Annotated in this window: 11 protein-coding genes and 1 other RNA gene; 5 read left to right on the forward strand and 7 right to left on the reverse strand. The window is 68.3% G+C overall.

Annotation, left to right across the window (positions count from 1 at the left end):
- Positions 1-253 precede the first annotated feature (253 nt).
- Together AC6A67_RS10800 and AC6A67_RS10805 are read right to left on the reverse strand one after the other, a co-directional pair.
- On the reverse strand, positions 254-685 hold the full coding sequence (locus AC6A67_RS10800) for a hypothetical protein (RefSeq protein ID WP_498036563.1): 432 nt from the start codon (positions 683-685) through the stop codon (positions 254-256).
- A gap of 231 nt (positions 686-916) precedes the next feature.
- On the reverse strand, positions 917-3,451 hold the full coding sequence (locus tag AC6A67_RS10805; RefSeq protein WP_498036564.1) for an ATP-dependent helicase: 2,535 nt from the start codon (positions 3,449-3,451) through the stop codon (positions 917-919).
- A 607-nt stretch (positions 3,452-4,058) separates the two neighbouring features.
- Here AC6A67_RS10805 and AC6A67_RS10810 point away from each other — a divergent pair.
- The 4 genes from AC6A67_RS10810 to AC6A67_RS10825 all read left to right on the forward strand — a co-directional run bounded on the left by AC6A67_RS10810 (position 4,059) and on the right by AC6A67_RS10825 (position 11,472).
- Entirely contained in the window at positions 4,059-4,469 is a 411-nt protein-coding gene (locus tag AC6A67_RS10810; protein WP_498036565.1) for a hypothetical protein, read from the forward strand.
- A gap of 247 nt (positions 4,470-4,716) precedes the next feature.
- Positions 4,717-5,697, forward strand: coding sequence for an NADPH:quinone oxidoreductase family protein (locus AC6A67_RS10815; RefSeq protein ID WP_498036566.1), 981 nt, complete (start codon positions 4,717-4,719; stop codon positions 5,695-5,697).
- Positions 5,698-6,014: 317 nt separating this feature from the next.
- Positions 6,015-7,439 carry an FAD-binding oxidoreductase gene (locus tag AC6A67_RS10820; RefSeq protein WP_498036567.1) on the forward strand — a complete coding sequence of 475 codons (1,425 nt, stop codon included), beginning with the start codon at positions 6,015-6,017 and terminating at the stop codon, positions 7,437-7,439.
- Between the two features lie 250 nt (positions 7,440-7,689).
- The gene (locus AC6A67_RS10825; protein ID WP_498036568.1) at positions 7,690-11,472 is read left to right on the forward strand and encodes a hypothetical protein; all 3,783 of its coding nucleotides are present in this window, start codon (positions 7,690-7,692) and stop codon (positions 11,470-11,472) included.
- Between the two features lies 1 nt (position 11,473).
- Here AC6A67_RS10825 and AC6A67_RS10830 read toward each other — a convergent pair whose 3' ends face one another.
- The 5 genes from AC6A67_RS10830 to ssrA form a co-directional block, all read right to left on the reverse strand.
- Entirely contained in the window at positions 11,474-11,752 is a 279-nt protein-coding gene (locus AC6A67_RS10830; RefSeq protein ID WP_498036569.1) for a ribbon-helix-helix domain-containing protein, read from the reverse strand.
- A gap of 136 nt (positions 11,753-11,888) precedes the next feature.
- Positions 11,889-12,092, reverse strand: coding sequence for a DUF4169 family protein (locus tag AC6A67_RS10835; RefSeq protein WP_498036570.1), 204 nt, complete (start codon positions 12,090-12,092; stop codon positions 11,889-11,891).
- A 379-nt stretch (positions 12,093-12,471) separates the two neighbouring features.
- The gene (locus AC6A67_RS10840; RefSeq protein WP_498036571.1) at positions 12,472-13,092 is read right to left on the reverse strand and encodes a glutathione S-transferase family protein; all 621 of its coding nucleotides are present in this window, start codon (positions 13,090-13,092) and stop codon (positions 12,472-12,474) included.
- Positions 13,093-13,633: 541 nt separating this feature from the next.
- Entirely contained in the window at positions 13,634-14,305 is a 672-nt protein-coding gene (locus AC6A67_RS10845) for an SspB family protein (protein ID WP_498036572.1), read from the reverse strand.
- A gap of 23 nt (positions 14,306-14,328) precedes the next feature.
- Positions 14,329-14,681, reverse strand: a transfer-messenger RNA (tmRNA) gene (gene ssrA, locus AC6A67_RS10850).
- A 268-nt stretch (positions 14,682-14,949) separates the two neighbouring features.
- Between ssrA and thyA the strand changes: the two genes are divergently transcribed.
- Positions 14,950-15,792 carry a thymidylate synthase gene (gene thyA, locus AC6A67_RS10855; RefSeq protein ID WP_498036573.1) on the forward strand — a complete coding sequence of 281 codons (843 nt, stop codon included), beginning with the start codon at positions 14,950-14,952 and terminating at the stop codon, positions 15,790-15,792.
- The last annotated feature ends 92 nt before the right edge of the window (positions 15,793-15,884 follow it).

Here is a 15,884-nt window from a genome sequence, read left to right on the forward strand (position 1 = left end):
GAAATGAGGTCGCCCAACCGGGCGCTGCAGACAGGTTAAGCCTGCCAGCGCCAACGCAAACGCCGCGCGTCAGGGACGCGCGGCGGGAGCATCGGCAGGCGTGGCGCGCCGCGTGAGCGCGGTCCACTATGTTATACCAGAATGCGAAGATGCCGACGCATCCGCATCCTGAAATGCTCAGGCGCCGCAGGGGCTTGGCCAGATCCCGATGCGTTGCGCTCATCGGGGTCTGGTGTTACGCGGCGCCGCTGGCTCAGCTGCTGCTGGACGGCGTGCTGGCAGGGCCGGTCGCGGCGGGCGCGGCGTCGGCAGGGCGCTGCAGCACCGGGCCACGGCTGAGATGGGTCGACTTCTCGGCGTTGCGCGGCACCAGCGTGGTGACGTCGCCGCGAATGCTTTCCAGCAGGTCGAGGGCGCTGCGGCCATCGGGGAAGGTGAGCTCGCGCAGCGCCTGGGCCAGCACGTCGATCTTGGTCGACAGCTCAAGGCCGCTGCGGGCCGAGACACGCGACATCGACTGCTCGACGGTCTTCAGTTCCTGCAGCAGCTCGCGGCGCAGCTCACGCTGGTCGTCGGCGTCGATGAGCGGCGAGCCCAGCATGCCGCGCAGAGCAGCCCAGCGCAGGCCAAGAGCCGGAAGGGTGCTGGCGTCGCCTGCGTCAGAAGCCTGTGGGATGTTCGCCATTCGGAATCTCCTTGATAACGTCGGTGAGCGGTGACGCTCTATTGTGGCCATTGCGCGGCCTTGCGGCGTCCGCGTCCGCCTGGCTGCGAAAAAGGTGAACAATGCGTTAACGCACTCTGCCGTGGTTTTGCCGCGACGTGCAATCCGTTTCCCGCTCAATTCCCGGCTAGTTTTGCGCATGGTTTACGCCAGGGCTTCATGCCCTTGCGTCAACCTCACCACGCGCTGGCGTCAGCCGCCCGCCGCCTCGACGAAGCTGTCGAGCACGGTTTTGCGGCCAGCCTTGTCGAAATCCACGGTAAGCTTGTTGCCGTCGACGATGGCGACGAGGCCGGGGCCGAACTTCTGGTGGAAGATACGGGCGCCTACGGCGAAGGCCGAGACGCCGGTGGAGCGGGCGACCAGTTCGCCCTCGATCACCGGCCCGCCGCGCTGGCCGCCTTTGCCAAACCCCTTGCCAAATCCCTTGCCATGACCGGCGCCGCGCCCGGCGGCGAATTGAGAGCCGCCGCCAAAGCTGCCTGCGCCGTTCTGGCCAAAACCGCCTTGACCAAAACCACGCGCCTGGGCGCGCTGCCAGCCGGGGGTGGCGTAGCTGGAGGGGGCGGTTTCGGCGGCCCCGGCATAGCCGCCGGCGGCGCGGTCGAAGCGGCTCTGGCCATAGCCCTGGTTGCTGGCGTAGCCGCCGTAAGAATAGGACGCGGGCGCATCCAGAACTTCCACGGCGCTTTCCGGCAATTCATCAATGAAACGCGAGGGAATGGTGGCGTTCCACATGCCATGGATGCGGCGGTTGCTGGCGAAATAGATGCGGGCGCGCTTGCGGGCGCGGGTAATGCCGACATGGGCGAGGCGACGCTCCTCCTCCAGCCCGGCGCGGCCGCTCTCATCCAGCGCCCGCTGGTTGGGGAACAGCCCTTCCTCCCAGCCCGGCAGGAACACCGTGTCGAACTCAAGCCCCTTGGCGGCGTGCAGGGTCATCAGCGAGACGCGCTCGCCGGTGTCGCCATCCGCCGCTTCCATCACCAGCGACACATGTTCGAGGAAGCTCTGCAGGTCGGGGAACTCCTCCAGCGAGCGCACCAGTTCCTTGAGGTTGTCGAGGCGGCCGCTGGATTCGGCCGAGCGGTCGCGTCGCCACATCTCGGTGTAGCCAGATTCCTCCAGCACCAGCTCGGCCAGCTCGCCCTGGCGCATACGGCTGGCGGCGGCGGTCCAGCGGCCAAAGTCGCTGAGCAGATCGCGGATGGTCTTGCGCGGCTTCGGCTTCAGTTCCTCGGTTTCCACGAGGAAGCGCGCTGCTTCCATCAATGGGATGCGCGCGGCGCGGGCGTGGCTGTGCAGCACCTGCAAGGTGGCGTCGCCGAGGCCACGCTTCGGCGTGTTGATGATGCGCTCGAACGCCAGATCGTCAGCCGGCGAGACGACGCAGCGCAGATAGGCCATGGCGTCGCGGATCTCGAGCCGCTCATAGAAACGCGGGCCGCCGATGACGCGATAGGGCACGCCAAGCTGCACCAGCCGGTCTTCCATCTCGCGCATCTGGGCCGAGATGCGCACCAGGATGGCCATCTCGCCGAGCGAATGATCGCGCGCCTGCAGCGCCTCAATCTCTTCGCCGACGAGGCGGGCTTCTTCCTCGGAATCCCAGGCGCCGGTGATGGCCACCTTCTCGCCGTCCACATCCTCGGTGCGCAGGCGTTTGCCGAGGCGACCTTCGTTGCGGGCGATGAGCTCGGAGGCGGCGTGCAGGATGTGGCCGGTGGAGCGGTAATTCAGCTCCAGCCGCACCACCTCGGCCCCGGGGAAGTCGTGGTCGAAACGCAGGATATTGTCGACCTCGGCGCCGCGCCAGCCATAGATCGACTGGTCGTCATCGCCGACGCAGCACAGATTGCGGTGCGCGGGGTCGCGGCCCTGGGCGAGCAGGCGCAGCCACAGATATTGCGCGACATTAGTATCCTGATACTCGTCGACCAGCATGTAGCGAAAGCGCTGCTGATACTGCGCCAGCACATCCGGATTCTCGCGGAACAGCCGGATGGTCTCCAGCAGCAGATCGCCAAAATCGGCGGCGTTGAGGGTTTTCAGCCGCTCCTGATACATGGCGTAGACCTTCGTGCCCCGGCCATTGGCGAAGGCGGCGCCTTCGCCAGCCGGGACCTGCGCCGGGCTCAGGGCGCGGTTCTTCCAGCCGTCGATCAGATTGGCCAGCTGGCGTGGCGGCCAGCGCTTTTCGTCGACGCCTTCCAGCTGCAGCACCTGCTTCATCAGGCGGATCTGGTCGTCGGTGTCGAGGATGGTGAAGCTGGGCTTCAGGCCGATAAGCTCGGCATGGCGGCGCAGCAGGCGGGTGCTGATGGAGTGGAAGGTGCCGAGCCACGGCATGCCTTCGGCGGCGGGGCCAACCAGATGGGCGATGCGCTCTTTCATCTCGCGCGCCGCCTTGTTGGTGAAGGTGACGGCGAGGATCTGCGACGGCATGGCGAGGCCGCGCGCCAGAATATAGGCGATGCGGGTGGTCAGCACCCGGGTCTTGCCGGTGCCGGCGCCAGCCAGCACCAGCAGCGGCCCCTCAGTTGTCTCGACCGCCCGTCGCTGCTCCGGGTTCAGCCCCTCCAGCCAGCTGGCTGCTGCGCCTGGCGCCACGGCGGCGACAGGCGCATCGCCGCCCGCCGCGGCGCGGGCGCGCGCGGCGATGCCGCCCTCGCGCGGAGTGTAGGCAGGCGCCGGGCTGTGGCCGGAGTTGTCGTCAGAACCTTGCATCGACCTGATGTGCTTCCCTTGGCTGTCGCCGCGCCAGTGGTGCGACGACGTGGATTGGGCGCCATTGCCGCAACCTGAACACCGCCCTCGGGCGGCAAAGGCGCTTGCGGCGGATGATGCATAGGGCGTTCGCGCCAGCGCGTCATCCCTGGCGGGCTTGCCGCCGCCATGCCTGCGGCGCGAGACCGGCCGAATCCGTCATATGGGCGCGCCGCCCCGCCGCCGCCAGTTGATTCGTCACAGGGCTGACGCAACAGGACCTTGGACCATAACGGGAACGAAAGTCGAGCGCGGCGGCATGGACCATGGGGGCGCGTATTACCAGAACCCGATGAGCGTGACTCATCGGGTTCTGGCCAAGCCCGTGCGGCGCCTGAGCATTTCAGGGTGCGGATGCGTCAGCATCTTCGCATCCTGGTATAAAAGGCGGGCGGCTATAGGCGTCGACTTAAGCGCCCTTGCGTCGGGTGATGACGTTGCATGCGCTTTGGGGTTTTTCGTCGCAGACGCTGGGAATTCACGCGCGCGCTTCTATATTCAGGAGGAAGCCACGGTGAACGGCGCCTAACAGCGCGGGCAAGCCGGGCGGGCATGCGGGATGAGAACAATGGCCGACCGTTACAGCCAGCAGATGTTGCGTGACGCAGGTGAGGCTGAGGCGCGGCGCCGCCACGGCGCGCGCAGCAAGGTCAGGGCCCGGGCGATTTCGCGCGAGGAGCAGGCGCGCCTGCGCCGGCTGGTGGCCCTTGGCGCCGCCGCCGCCGCGCTGGCCGCCGCTGCGGCGCTGTGGGCGTTGAGCGCCGCCCCGGCTTTGGCCCAGGGCGTCACGCAGGGCTATAACCAACGCCAGGAACAGACCCTGCAGCAGATGAACCGCTCGATGCAGCAGGATTTGCAGATGCAGCAGATGCAGCAGCAGGGTCAGCAGCAATATATGCGCCAGCAACAGCAGATTCAGCGGCTGGAACAACAGAACCAGCCTGGCATGTTGCGCCCCTGCGCCACGGGCCTGTGCTGACAGGGGCCAGCGCGCGGGCGCATATCATTCGCGCCGTCCATCACGACGCATATTGAACTGCCCGGCAGAGCCATGCCCAAGGCGGTTTTTTTGCGTCGCGGCGGCGCTTGCCTCCGGCCCGCTTGCCGGGTCATACCGCAGACAAGGCTTCTTGGCGCCCCGCCAGCCGCAGGCCAGACTGGCGGTGACGTCAGGACCGCGCGGCGGAACAGGCATGGCGCTCATCAAACGATCGGGGGAGAACATCATGAGGGCAGTGCAGTGTCTGGCTTATGGCGATCCGGATAATCTGGTCATCGCCGACATTGACGAGCCGGTTCCGGGTCCGCATGACGCCATCATCGCCGTTGAAGCGGTGGGCCTCGGCTATGTCGACGGCCTCGTGGTGCGCGGCGCCTATCAGGTCAAGCGGCCGCTGCCATTTGTTCCCGGCAGCGAACTGGCCGGCACGGTGGTGGCGGTGGGCGAGCAGGTCTCGCCAGCGCTGATTGGCCAGCGGGTCATGGCCCTGGCCGAGCGCGGCGCCCTGAGCGAGAAGGCCGTGGTGTACGCCGCCCAATGCGTGCCGCTGCCGGAGCAGCTCAGCTCCGACGCCGCAGCTGCGGCCCTGGTGAATTATTCCACCGCCATCTATGGCTTTGAGATGTGCGGCCATCTGCAGCCCGGCGAGGCCGTGCTGGTGCTCGGCGCCTCGGGCGGCGTCGGCATGGCGGCGATCGATGTGGCCAAGGGGCTCGGCGCGACGGTGATCGCCGCCGCCTCGTCGGACGAGCGGCTGGCGGCCTGCGTTGCGGCGGGCGCCCATCTCACCGTCAATTACAGCCAGCCCGAGTGGCGCAAAACGCTGGAAGCCACCCTCGACGGCCGCAAGCTCACGGTGATCTATGACCCGGTGGGCGGACAGTGGTCGGAGACGGCGTTCCGCTGCCTGTCGCCGGGCGGCCGCCATCTGGTGATCGGTTTCGCCGGCGGCGAGATTCCGAAGATTCCGCTGAACCTGCCCCTGCTCAAGCGCTCCAGCATCGTTGGCGTCGATTGGGGCGGCCATGTGCGGGCCGAAAAGGATGCGGCGCGCGCCATTTTTGAGCGGATGATCGCTTTGGTGCGTGAAGGCCGCATCGCCCCGCAGCCCAGCGCCACCTTCCCGCTGGAAGAAACCCCCGCCCTGCTTGCCCGCATGCTGCGCCGCGAGAATATCGGCAAGCCGGTGGTGGCGATCGGCGGCTGAAGCCTGCGCTCTTGGCGCGCCGTTTTGGCTCGCCAGGCGCCTTACATGGCCTTGCAACGGCTTGCGAGCTGGCGCGCGCCAGCGCAAGATTTGCCGGCCAATATTTGCAAGGCGGCTTGGGCAATCCAGATTTGGCAAACCAGCTTAGGCCAGGCAGGATGTTCGGGGTGGAGCGCCGCCTGGCCTTATACCAGGATGCGAAGGTGCTGACGCATCCGCATCCTGACATGCTCAGGCGCCGCACGGGCTTAACCAGAACCCGATGAGTCATACCCAGCGGGTTCTGGTATTAGTGCAACGAGATGAGGGGTTCGGCGATGAACGCGGATGTCCAGGCGACGGCTGCATCAGACCAGCAGGGGCTTGCCGTCGTGCTCGCCGCCCTGGGCCAACGGTTTGGCGAGCGGTTCACGGTCAATGAGACCATTCGCGAGCAGCACGCCAATACGCTGACCTGGCAGGGCAACCAGCCGCCGGATGCGGTGGTGTTCCCGGACAATACCGGCGAGGTGGTGGAGATCGTCCGGCTGTGCGCCGCCCATGGCGTGCCGATGATCCCCTATGGCACGGGCACCTCGCTGGAAGGGCACGTCAACGCGCCGTTCGGCGGCGTCTGCATCGACACCAGCCGGATGAAGGCGATCATCGCCATGCACGCCGAAGACCTCGACGTGGTGGTCGAGCCAGGCGTGACCCGCAAGGAGCTAAACGAATATCTGCGCGACGCCGGGCTGTTCTTCCCGATCGACCCCGGCGCGGACGCCTCGATTGGCGGCATGGCCGCCACCCGCTGCTCCGGCACCAACGCCGTGCGCTACGGCACCATGCGCGAGAATGTGCTGGCGCTCGAAGTGGTGCTGCCCGATGGGCGGGTGATCCACACCGGCACGCGGGCCAAAAAGAGCGCCGCGGGCTATGATCTGACGCGGCTGATCGTTGGCTCGGAAGGCACGCTCGGCGTCATCACCAAAATCACCTTGCGGCTGCATGGCATTCCCGAGGCGATTTCAGCCGGATGCTGCCCGTTCCCTACCGTCCACGCCGCCTGCGACGCCACCATCCAGACCATCCAGTCGGGCATCCCGGTGGCGCGCATCGAATTGCTCGACGCCGCCTCGGTGCGCTCGGTCAACGCCTATTCGAAGATCGACCTGCCCGAGACGCCGATGCTGTTATTGGAGTTCCACGGTTCCGACGCTTCGGTGAAAGAGCAGGCCGAGCGCTTTGGCGAGATCGCCGAGGGGCTGGGCGGCGGGCCGTTCCAGTGGGCGACCCGCGCCGAGGATCGCACCCGGCTGTGGCAGGCCCGTCATGATGCCTATTGGGCGGGGCGCGCCGCCAATCCGGGCATGCTGACCTTCGCCACCGATGTCTGCGTGCCCATCTCGCATCTCGCCGATTGCGTTGAGGAAACGGCGCGCGATCTGGAGAGCCTTGGCATCGCCGGCGGCACCGTCGGCCATGTCGGCGACGGCAATTTCCATACCCAGCCGTTCTTCGATGTCGATGATCCCGTGAAGCGCAAGGCGATCGAGGGCTTCCTTGAGCGGCTGGCGGCGCGGGCGCTGGCGGTGGGCGGCACCTGCACCGGCGAGCATGGCGTCGGCCAGGGCAAGATGAAGTTCATGGCCGCCGAGCACGGCGCGGACGCGCTGGACGTGATGCGGGCCATCAAGGCGGCGATCGATCCGGCCAATCTGATGAACCCCGGCAAGATCCTGCCGCCCGCCCAGACGGGTTGACGCCGGCCCGCCTTGGTCAATCGTGGGGCTGGCCTTGGGTCGCATCGCGGCGAAACGCTCATCGGGCTGGCGGCTTTGGGGATGGCGGCGGCGTGACGCCAGCGCTACTGGCGGCCATGTCGACGGTTGAGGTGACGCAGGGCCGGGGCGCAACATGGCGTCCTGGCGCGGCGCCTGTGGTAGCATGTGCTGATCCGCCGTGAGGCCGGGGCATGGGGTCCGGTCGTGAACAACAGGGAGTTCAGGGCATTTGCGCGATCTCCTGACCGTGTGCGCCGTGGCGGTGATCGCGGCCCTGCTGGCGGCGTTAATTGGACCGCATTTCATCGACTGGACCGCCCAAAGGGCCCGCATCGACGCGGCGCTGGGCGAGGCGCTCGGCCTTGAGGCAGCGACCCATGGCGCGCTGGAGCTTAGGCTGCTGCCGGCCCCGGTGCTGCAGGCGGCGGGGGTTAGCCTGCGCCAGCCGGCGCTAGGCGGGATGGATGGCGCGGGGCACCCCGCAAATCCGCCGCTGCTGGCCACGGGCGCGGTACGCGCCGAACTGGCGCTGGGGCCGCTTCTGGGGGGGCAATGGCGCATCGTCAACGCCGCCATCGACAGGCCGGTGCTGCGTCTCATCTGGCCGCCTTCAGCCTCGCCCGCCGCTTCGCCCGCTAAGACGCCCCAGCCCACGCCCACACGTGCCGCCCAGGCCCCAGCTGTCGCCGCCGCCCTCGACACCCTGCGCATCAGCGATGGCACGTTGATCCTCGTCGACGCGGCGGGCCGACAGACTGTCGCCCGCACGGGCGTCAACGCCGAACTGAGCGCCACGGCGCTGACCGGCGCCTGGCGCGCCCAGGGTGATGTCGCTGGGGCGCCCTTCAGTCTGAACAGCGGCGAGGCCGATGGCGACGGCCGGCGACGGTTGCGGCTGGCGCTGGGCGAGCCCCAGACTGGCCGGCTCGAATATGATGGCGATGTCGCGCTCTACGGCGCGGCGATCGCTGCGGCGAACGGCAAGTTGCTACTGTCGCGCCGCAGCGCCGCAGCGCCACAGCAGCAAGGGGGCGCCAGCTCATCCCCAGGCCTTGACAGCGCTGCTGGCGATATGCGGGTCAGCGCCGACATCGCGCTCGGGGGCACGACGCTGACTGCCAACGCGATCTCGGTTGAACTCGGCGATCCATCGGCGCCGCTGCGGCTGGAAGGCAAGGGCGGCGGCGATCTTGCCGCCCCCGACAGTCTGGCGTTCACCCTGGCGGCGGCGCGGCTGGATATGGCGGCGCTGGCTCCAGGCTCGAACAGCCATGGCGATGTGCTCAGCGAAACCCTGGCCGCAGTGACGCAGGCGGTCAACCGTTGGGCGGCGCTGGCGCCCTATGGCAGCGTGCGGCTTGAGGCTGGCGCGCTCGTGCTCGGCGAGGAGGAGACCGGCGCGGCAGCTGTGACCCTGAAGCCGCGCGACGCGGGCGTCAGCGTGTCGGAGGGCCTCATTGCTTTACCAGGCGAAGCGACGCTGCGCTTCAGCGGCGATATCAGCAGCGCGCCACGGCCGTTTATCGCTGCCACCGCGCAGTTCAGCGCGCCGCAACCGGCCTTGCTGGCCCCGTGGCTGGCGCGGCTTGGCGCTGACGCCGGGCTGACGGCGTGGCTGGCCCGGCAGCCGCAGCTCACGCTGTCTGGTCGCTATGGCCTGTCGCGTGAGGCGCTGACCGTCCATGGCCTGCGGCTGCAGCTGGGCGCGGGCGAGCTCGGCGGCATGCTGGCGTCGCATGCGGGTGATGTGCGCGCCCCACGGCGCTTTGATGCGCAATTGTCGGCGCGGGAGATCGACCTCGCCGATCTGCCGCCTGGCCTGATGCAACTGTGGCGCGGCGCCTGGCTGCATGGCGATGACGCCCCCGGTGAGGCCAATCTGAGTCTTTCGGGCACGAAATTGCGCCTCGGACGCGCGACTGCGCTGGGCGATGTCCACGCCCAGGCCAGCCTGACTGGCGATGGCCTGCGGTTGAAGCAATTGCGCGTCAGCAATCTGGGCGGCGTCGATATCGACGCCAACGGCGCTCTCACCGGGGCGGGCGAGCCGCTTTCGGGCGCGGTGAGCGCCCGCTCGCTGGCGCAACTGGCGGCGCTGGCCCGCAGCCTCGCGGGCGGCGACACCGTCGCCGCGCCGTGGCGCAGCCTGCTGCAGGTTTTGCAACGGCCAGAGCTGGCCCTGCCTACGCGCATCAGCTTCAGGACCGCCATGCGCGACGATGGCGGCGCCCAGATCAGTTTTGAGGCGAGGGCCGGCGAGCGCGCGGCCCCAGCGACGGGCCCGGCGACCGCCGGCCTTACGGCAACCGGCCAAATCGCTCTGGCGCCGCCAGATACCGGCATCGCAGCCATGACCTTGCGAGAGGCGCAGGTGAGCGCGGGCGGCGGCGACGCCAGGCTGTTGCTGGCGGCGCTGGCGCCGTTGGCCCCGCAACTGGCCGTCGCACCGCAGACGGGGGGCGGGGCATGGACCGCATCGTGGCGCCTGACGCCTGCCGTCGACGCCGGAGCCGCCGCGCCCTGGCAGGCGACGGCATCCGCCTTCGGCGCAAGCCTGAGCGCCAGATCGGCGCCGCAGGGGGCGCAGCTGTCGCTGGCTGCGGCGGACGCCACGCCGCTGTTGCGGGCGCTCGGCGTCAGTCCGCCCCAGGGGGAGGCGCGGCCCTGGCGGCTCGATGGCCAGTTGGCGTGGCCGGCCCAACAGGCGGCCGAAGATGACTGGCGTCTGTCGCTCACAGGAACGGCGGGCGCCATGCCGTTGCAGGCGGAGGTGACGCCGCTGGGCCAGCGCGGTGTCGCGGCCCAGGTCCAGGTGGCGCAATTGTCGCTGCCGCAGCTGGCCCAGGCCCTGGCGCTTGGCCCGGTTGCCGACAGCGACGGCTGGCCGAGCGCGCGCTTCCTTGCCCCGCTGCGAACCGCGGATGGCGTAGATGGTTTGCGCTATGAGCTGACGTTCAAGGCCGATCAGCTGGAGCTGGGGCGTGGCGTCGCGGTGAACCAGGCTAGTCTCGGCGTTGCAAGCATTGAGGACGGCGTGCGCTTCGCCATGGCCGGCGGCGCCGTGCGCACGCCATCGGGCCAGGCTGGCGGCGCGCTGTCTGGCGCGCTGCTGCTGCGCCGCCAGAGCGCCAGCGCGTCGCTGTCGGCCGATCTGCGCCTTGCCGACGCCCGCCTCGCGGCATGGGGCGTAGAACAGCTCGGTGGCGTGGCCGATGTGGAGTTGCGGCTTGGGGCCAGCGGCGAGAGCGTCGCGGCGATCGTCGCCAATCTCGCCGGCAATGGCGTGGTCAGGCTGCGCGACGGCATCTTGGCGCAGGCAGCGCCCGAGGCGCCTGCGGCGACGGCCCGCCTGCTGATCGCCGACCCCAATGCCCTTGAGGCGGCGACGCTGCAGCGCGTGGCGCAGCAGCAGCTGGGCCTGGCGGCGTTTCCGCTCGGCACGGTACAGGCGCCGGTGGTGATGACTGGCGGCATGGCGCGGATTGACCCGCCGGCGGTCGCCGCTGGCGGCGCGACGCTGGATGGCGAGCTGAGCATTGATGTGCGAAATGGCGCGCTAGCTGCCGCCGCCCGGCTGCAGGCCCTGGCGCCGCCACCGCGCTGGAAAGGCGGGGCGCCTGCGCTGGCGCTGACCTGGCGCGGGCCGCTCGCCGCGCCGCAACGCGCCACAGGCGTCGCAGAAATGCAGACGGCGCTGGCCGCCTTGCGGCTTGAGGATGAGTTGCAGCGGGTCGAGGCGTTCCGGCGTGAGGGGCAGCGCCTGCAGGAAGAGGCGCGCAAACGCCAGGAGGAAGCGCGCCGCCGCGAGGAAGAGCGGGCGCGGCAGGCGGCGGAGGCGGAGCTGCGCCGGGCCAGGGAGGACATGGAGGCGCAGGCGCGGCAGCTGGGCGCGCCGCAACCGCCCGGAGGCGCATCGCCGCAAGTGTTGCAAACGCCGCCAGCATTTCAGGCGCCGCCAGCGTTTCAGCCGCCAGCCATGGCGCCGGTCGCCCCGCTGCCGCCGCAGCGCTAATTCAGTCTGGATCTGTGTGGGCAGCCAGCGCCTGTTCGAGCACGAAGACGCGGATGGCGGAGGAGAGATTGGCGCCGTTGCGGCGGCGGTCGATTTCGCCGATCAGCCGCGCCATGGACATCTGGCGCGCCGCCGCGATGTCGCGCAGGGCGCGCCAGAAGGCGTCTTCAAGCGAGACGCTGGTGCTGTGGCCCGCGATAACCAGCGAGCGTTTGACCACGCCGCTGCCGGCAAGGTCTGTCTGCCCGGCAAGCGGTGTTGTTGATGGCTGGCGGGCCATGCGCTGATTGCTCGTGTGCGGCGCGCTAGCTGAAGCATCAGGCGCCTGCGTCTGGGCAGCAAGCGCCTGCGGCTTGGTAGCGAGCGCCTGGGGCTGGGCAGCGAGCGCCTGCGGCTTGGTAGGAAGCGCCAGCACGTCAGGCCGGGGCGTCGCCATTGTCATCAGGAGCTTCGCGGCGGTGGCTGTCGAGGCGACGCTGGGCCAGTTCGGTGACGGCGGCGTCGCGCTGCTTGTCGGCTTTCTTGCGTCCGAACGACGCCCGGTTGCGGGCGGCGGCGCTTTCTTTCTGCTTGCGCGCCATGTCCTTGCGCGCCTGGCGAAAATTGATCACGTCACCCATGTGTCGCCTCCACCCATGTCTGGCCACCGCTCATGGAGCCGCCTGATACCGGCGCCCGGTGAGCATGGCTCATCAGGCGCTGGCCAAGCCCGTGCGGCGACTGAGCATTTCAGGTCGCGGATGCGTCATCATCTTCGCGGCCTGGTATGAGCAGCCTTTCAGCATGCACCGACTTACTGACGGTTGTCACCTGGCGCAGCAGCACAAACCGTGCGACGCGGGATGTTGCGGCGTGGCGCTGCGCGAAAGGACTGTGTCCCACGCGAGCAGATTGACATGGGCATTGCGCCAGCATTGCGGCGACTGGGCGCTGATGACTGGCGTCTCCGGTGGGGCGTCGCCGCCCCAGCCGGAGGGTCGCCGATGACCGAACGGCGGTTCAGCCGCCGAAGCCCTCGCTGGCGAGGGCGCGCTGCACGGCCGGGCGGGCCAGCATGCGCTGATAATGGGCGTCGAGATTGGCCGGCAGCTGCTCTTTCAGGCGGAACACCTTCCACCAGCAGATGTAGAACAGGCCGTAATCAGCGACCGACAACGCGCCGGTGACATAGTCGCGCTCGCCCAGCTCGTCGCTGAGCAGCGCAATGCCCTTGTTGGCGACGTCGGCGCCCTGGGCGCGGATCGCGTCATACTGGGCTTCATCGGTGGTGAAATAATTGGGCCGGAACATGCGGGTGAAGCCCTGCGGGTGCACCGTTCCCGCAATATAGCTCAGCACTGACAGCGCTTTGGTCTGGGCGTCGATATCCGCCGGGATGAGGCCCAGTTCCGGATTGGCGAGGCCGATCCACCAGGCGATGGCCGGGAACTCGGTGACCAGCACGCCATCGTCGCGCACCAGCGCCGGCACCTTGCTCTTGGGATTGATGGCGGCGAACTCCGGCTTGCGTTGGTCGCCTTCGCCGAGATTGAGCCGGATGGCGTCAAACGGCTTGCCCGTTTCCTCAAGCAGGGCATGGATGCCGATGGAGCAGGCGCCGGGAGCGTAGAACAGCTTCATGTCAGATACCTTTTGATGTGTCGCCCGGGCGGTCCAGCCGGTGCGCGCCGGTTGGGCGCACTGTGTTGGGGCGAGGGCGCCGCCTTGTGGCTAAACTGCGCCTGGCCAGCGCCCAGGCCGGATACCGGGGGCGCCTGGGAGCGCATGATGCCAGACCTCGATCAGCATGACCCATCGGGGTCTGGTCAAGCCCGTGCGGCGCCTGAGCATTGCAGGATGCGGATGCGTCGGCGTCTTCGCATCCTGGCATGAGCCGAAGCGCAGATGGGGCGCACGCCTCAGACAGGCGGGGCAGTCGCCGTGGGCGGCCTGTATTGGCCAGCGCGTCTGCCCACGCAAGCACGCGCGCAGCAGTGCGCCGCGCTTGTGCCGCCTCAAAATGCATCATCTGTCGAAAAAGTCAGCGGCCTCACGCCTGGCGCGGTGAGCAAGGCCAGTCGCGGCCGCTCTGGAGGCAGCGCAAAAGCTATGCCCGACGCAACAGGGGCGCTGGGCGCTGCAACCGGGGCGCGCCGCTGCACAGCGTCGTTAACGGAGGCTGTCAGTGCTTCTTGCGGAAGGCGTCGAGGCTGACGACCTGGGCGCCGCCGGAAGCTGGCGCTTCGTCGGCATCTGCGGTGGGCTCCGTAGCGTCGGCGTCCGCCCTGGTCGCAGCGTCGGCTTCCGCTTCAGCTGCTTCGGCGATCACTGCGTCGGCGTCGTCGGAATTGGCGCCGGCGTCCTCGATGCGGGCGACAGGCGGCAAGGTCTCGCTGGCGGCTGCGTCAGCGGCGGCGCGCTCACGCAGCGAGCGCGGCGTGAACGGGCGCGGCTGCGCCTCGCTGGCGGCGGCCGCGTCGGCTGCGCCGTCGGCGTCGTCCTTGACCTCGAACTTCAGGCCGAACTCAACGGAAGGGTCGTAGAAGCCGGTGATGGCGTCGAACGGCACAATCAGCCGCTCCGGCACGCCGCCGAACGACAGACCGACCTCAAACAGCGCCTCGGTGACGTTGAGGTCCCAGAACTGGTGCTGCAGGACGATCGTCATCTCTTCCGGGTATTTCTCCTTGAGACGGTTGGAGATCTTGGCCCCGGCGACATCTGTGCGGAACGACACGTAGAAGTGGTGGTCCGGCGGCAGGCCTTCCCGGCTGGCGTCGGCCAGCACCTTGCGCACGACGCTTTTCAGCGCGTTCTGCACAAGAAGATCGTAGCGGATGTGATCTTTCGACATGGAGCCCCGCGCACCGCAAATCAGGTGGAGGCTTCTGTTGCCAGGCGCCTCCGGGCCCCGCCTTACGGGGCTAACCGCAAGGGCTTGAGTCGAGGATGCTCAACCGCTTACGCGGCTGCGCGGACCTCAGCAAAGTTGTCGTTGGCAACTATTGCAACGGCCCGATAACGGCGGAACCATGCCGGGCAAAAGTACACCCTTTACACCCTCGTCGATCCTGTTTCGCCCCCGCCAAAAACCAGCCACGCTGGGTTTTGGTGGAGGCGCCGGGCACTGCCCCCGGGTCCGAAAGGCTTATTCCGATGACCGTTTATCACCATAGCCGCCTTGCGACGGCACTCTGAATATAGGGTGCGCCGCAGTCCGGGGGAAGGGGGAATGACGCCTGATCGCTGCGACAGCCCCACCCTGTGGACGCTGCGTCCTGAAGCGCCGGCGAAAGCTGGCGCCGCCGCCTCTTCGGTGTGGGATGACCCGCCTGCGCCGCGCCGTCGCGCTTGCCGACCATTGCGCGCGCGCCTTATGCTCGCCAGCCTCATCCTCCCGCTCCGTTGCGCCGGCTTTGGCGCCGTCGTCGCAGCGGCCGCCGTCGCGCAAGACTGCTGATAAAGACTGCTGACACCGCAAGCTGCTGGACCCGCCTCATGCAAAGCTATCTCGACCTGCTCACGCGGATTTTGAATGAGGGGGCGCCCAAGGGCGATCGCACCGGCACCGGCGTGCTGTCGATTTTCGGCCATCAGATGCGGTTCGATCTCAGCGCCGGATTTCCGCTGCTCACCACCAAGCGGGTGCATTTCCGCTCGATCGTGCATGAGCTCATCTGGTTCCTGTCCGGCTCAACCCATGTGCAATATCTGCAGGACAACGGCGTTTCTATCTGGGACGAATGGGCGACCGAGGAGCAATGCGCGCGCTTCGGCCGCAAGCCCGGCGACCTCGGGCCAGTCTATGGCCACGCCTGGCGGAATTTTGGCGGAACGGAGCTGCCCGACGGCACGTTCGCCAAAGATGGCGTCGACCAGGTTGCCTGGCTGATCAATGAGATCCGGCGCAATCCCGACAGCCGTCGCCTGATCATCACGGGCTGGGACCCGCGCCAGCAGGATCGCGTAGCGCTGCCGCCCTGTCACACGCTGTTCCAGTTCTATGTGGCCAATGGCAAGCTGTCATGCCAGCTCTATCAGCGCTCGGCCGACGTGTTCCTTGGCGTGCCGTTTAACATCGCCAGCTACGCCTTGCTGACCCATCTGATCGCCCAGGCCTGCGATCTCGGCGTCGGCGACTTCGTCCATAGCTTCGGCGACGCCCATTTGTATCTCAACCACCTCGACCAGGCCCAGGAGCAGCTCGCCCGCGCGCCGCGCGCCCTGCCGCAACTGTGGCTCAATCCGGATGTGCGCGATATTCTGGCCTTCCGCTATGAAGACGTGCGGCTGGAGGGCTATGACCCGCATCCGTTGATCCGGGCGCCTGTGGCGGTGTAAGGGGTCGGCTGCCTGGGCGGCAGTTGTGAGGCCATCAGCCGGATCAGCCGCCTGGCCTGCGCCGCCAGCGCCGATAGATCGTGATCGGGGGC

Source organism: Camelimonas sp. FR25 (assembly GCF_059740505.1).

Excerpts from the sequence above, each read along its gene's own strand:
- AC6A67_RS10800 (WP_498036563.1), bottom strand. The coding sequence starts at position 685 with ATGGCGAACATCCCACAGGCTTCTGACGCAGGCGACGCCAGCACCCTT.
- AC6A67_RS10805 (WP_498036564.1), bottom strand. The coding sequence starts at position 3,451 with ATGCAAGGTTCTGACGACAACTCCGGCCACAGCCCGGCGCCTGCCTAC.
- AC6A67_RS10810 (WP_498036565.1), top strand. The coding sequence starts at position 4,059 with ATGGCCGACCGTTACAGCCAGCAGATGTTGCGTGACGCAGGTGAGGCT.
- AC6A67_RS10815 (WP_498036566.1), top strand. The coding sequence starts at position 4,717 with ATGAGGGCAGTGCAGTGTCTGGCTTATGGCGATCCGGATAATCTGGTC.
- AC6A67_RS10820 (WP_498036567.1), top strand. The coding sequence starts at position 6,015 with ATGAACGCGGATGTCCAGGCGACGGCTGCATCAGACCAGCAGGGGCTT.
- AC6A67_RS10830 (WP_498036569.1), bottom strand. The coding sequence starts at position 11,752 with ATGGCCCGCCAGCCATCAACAACACCGCTTGCCGGGCAGACAGACCTT.
- AC6A67_RS10835 (WP_498036570.1), bottom strand. The coding sequence starts at position 12,092 with ATGGGTGACGTGATCAATTTTCGCCAGGCGCGCAAGGACATGGCGCGC.
- AC6A67_RS10840 (WP_498036571.1), bottom strand. The coding sequence starts at position 13,092 with ATGAAGCTGTTCTACGCTCCCGGCGCCTGCTCCATCGGCATCCATGCC.
- AC6A67_RS10845 (WP_498036572.1), bottom strand. The coding sequence starts at position 14,305 with ATGTCGAAAGATCACATCCGCTACGATCTTCTTGTGCAGAACGCGCTG.
- thyA (WP_498036573.1), top strand. The coding sequence starts at position 14,950 with ATGCAAAGCTATCTCGACCTGCTCACGCGGATTTTGAATGAGGGGGCG.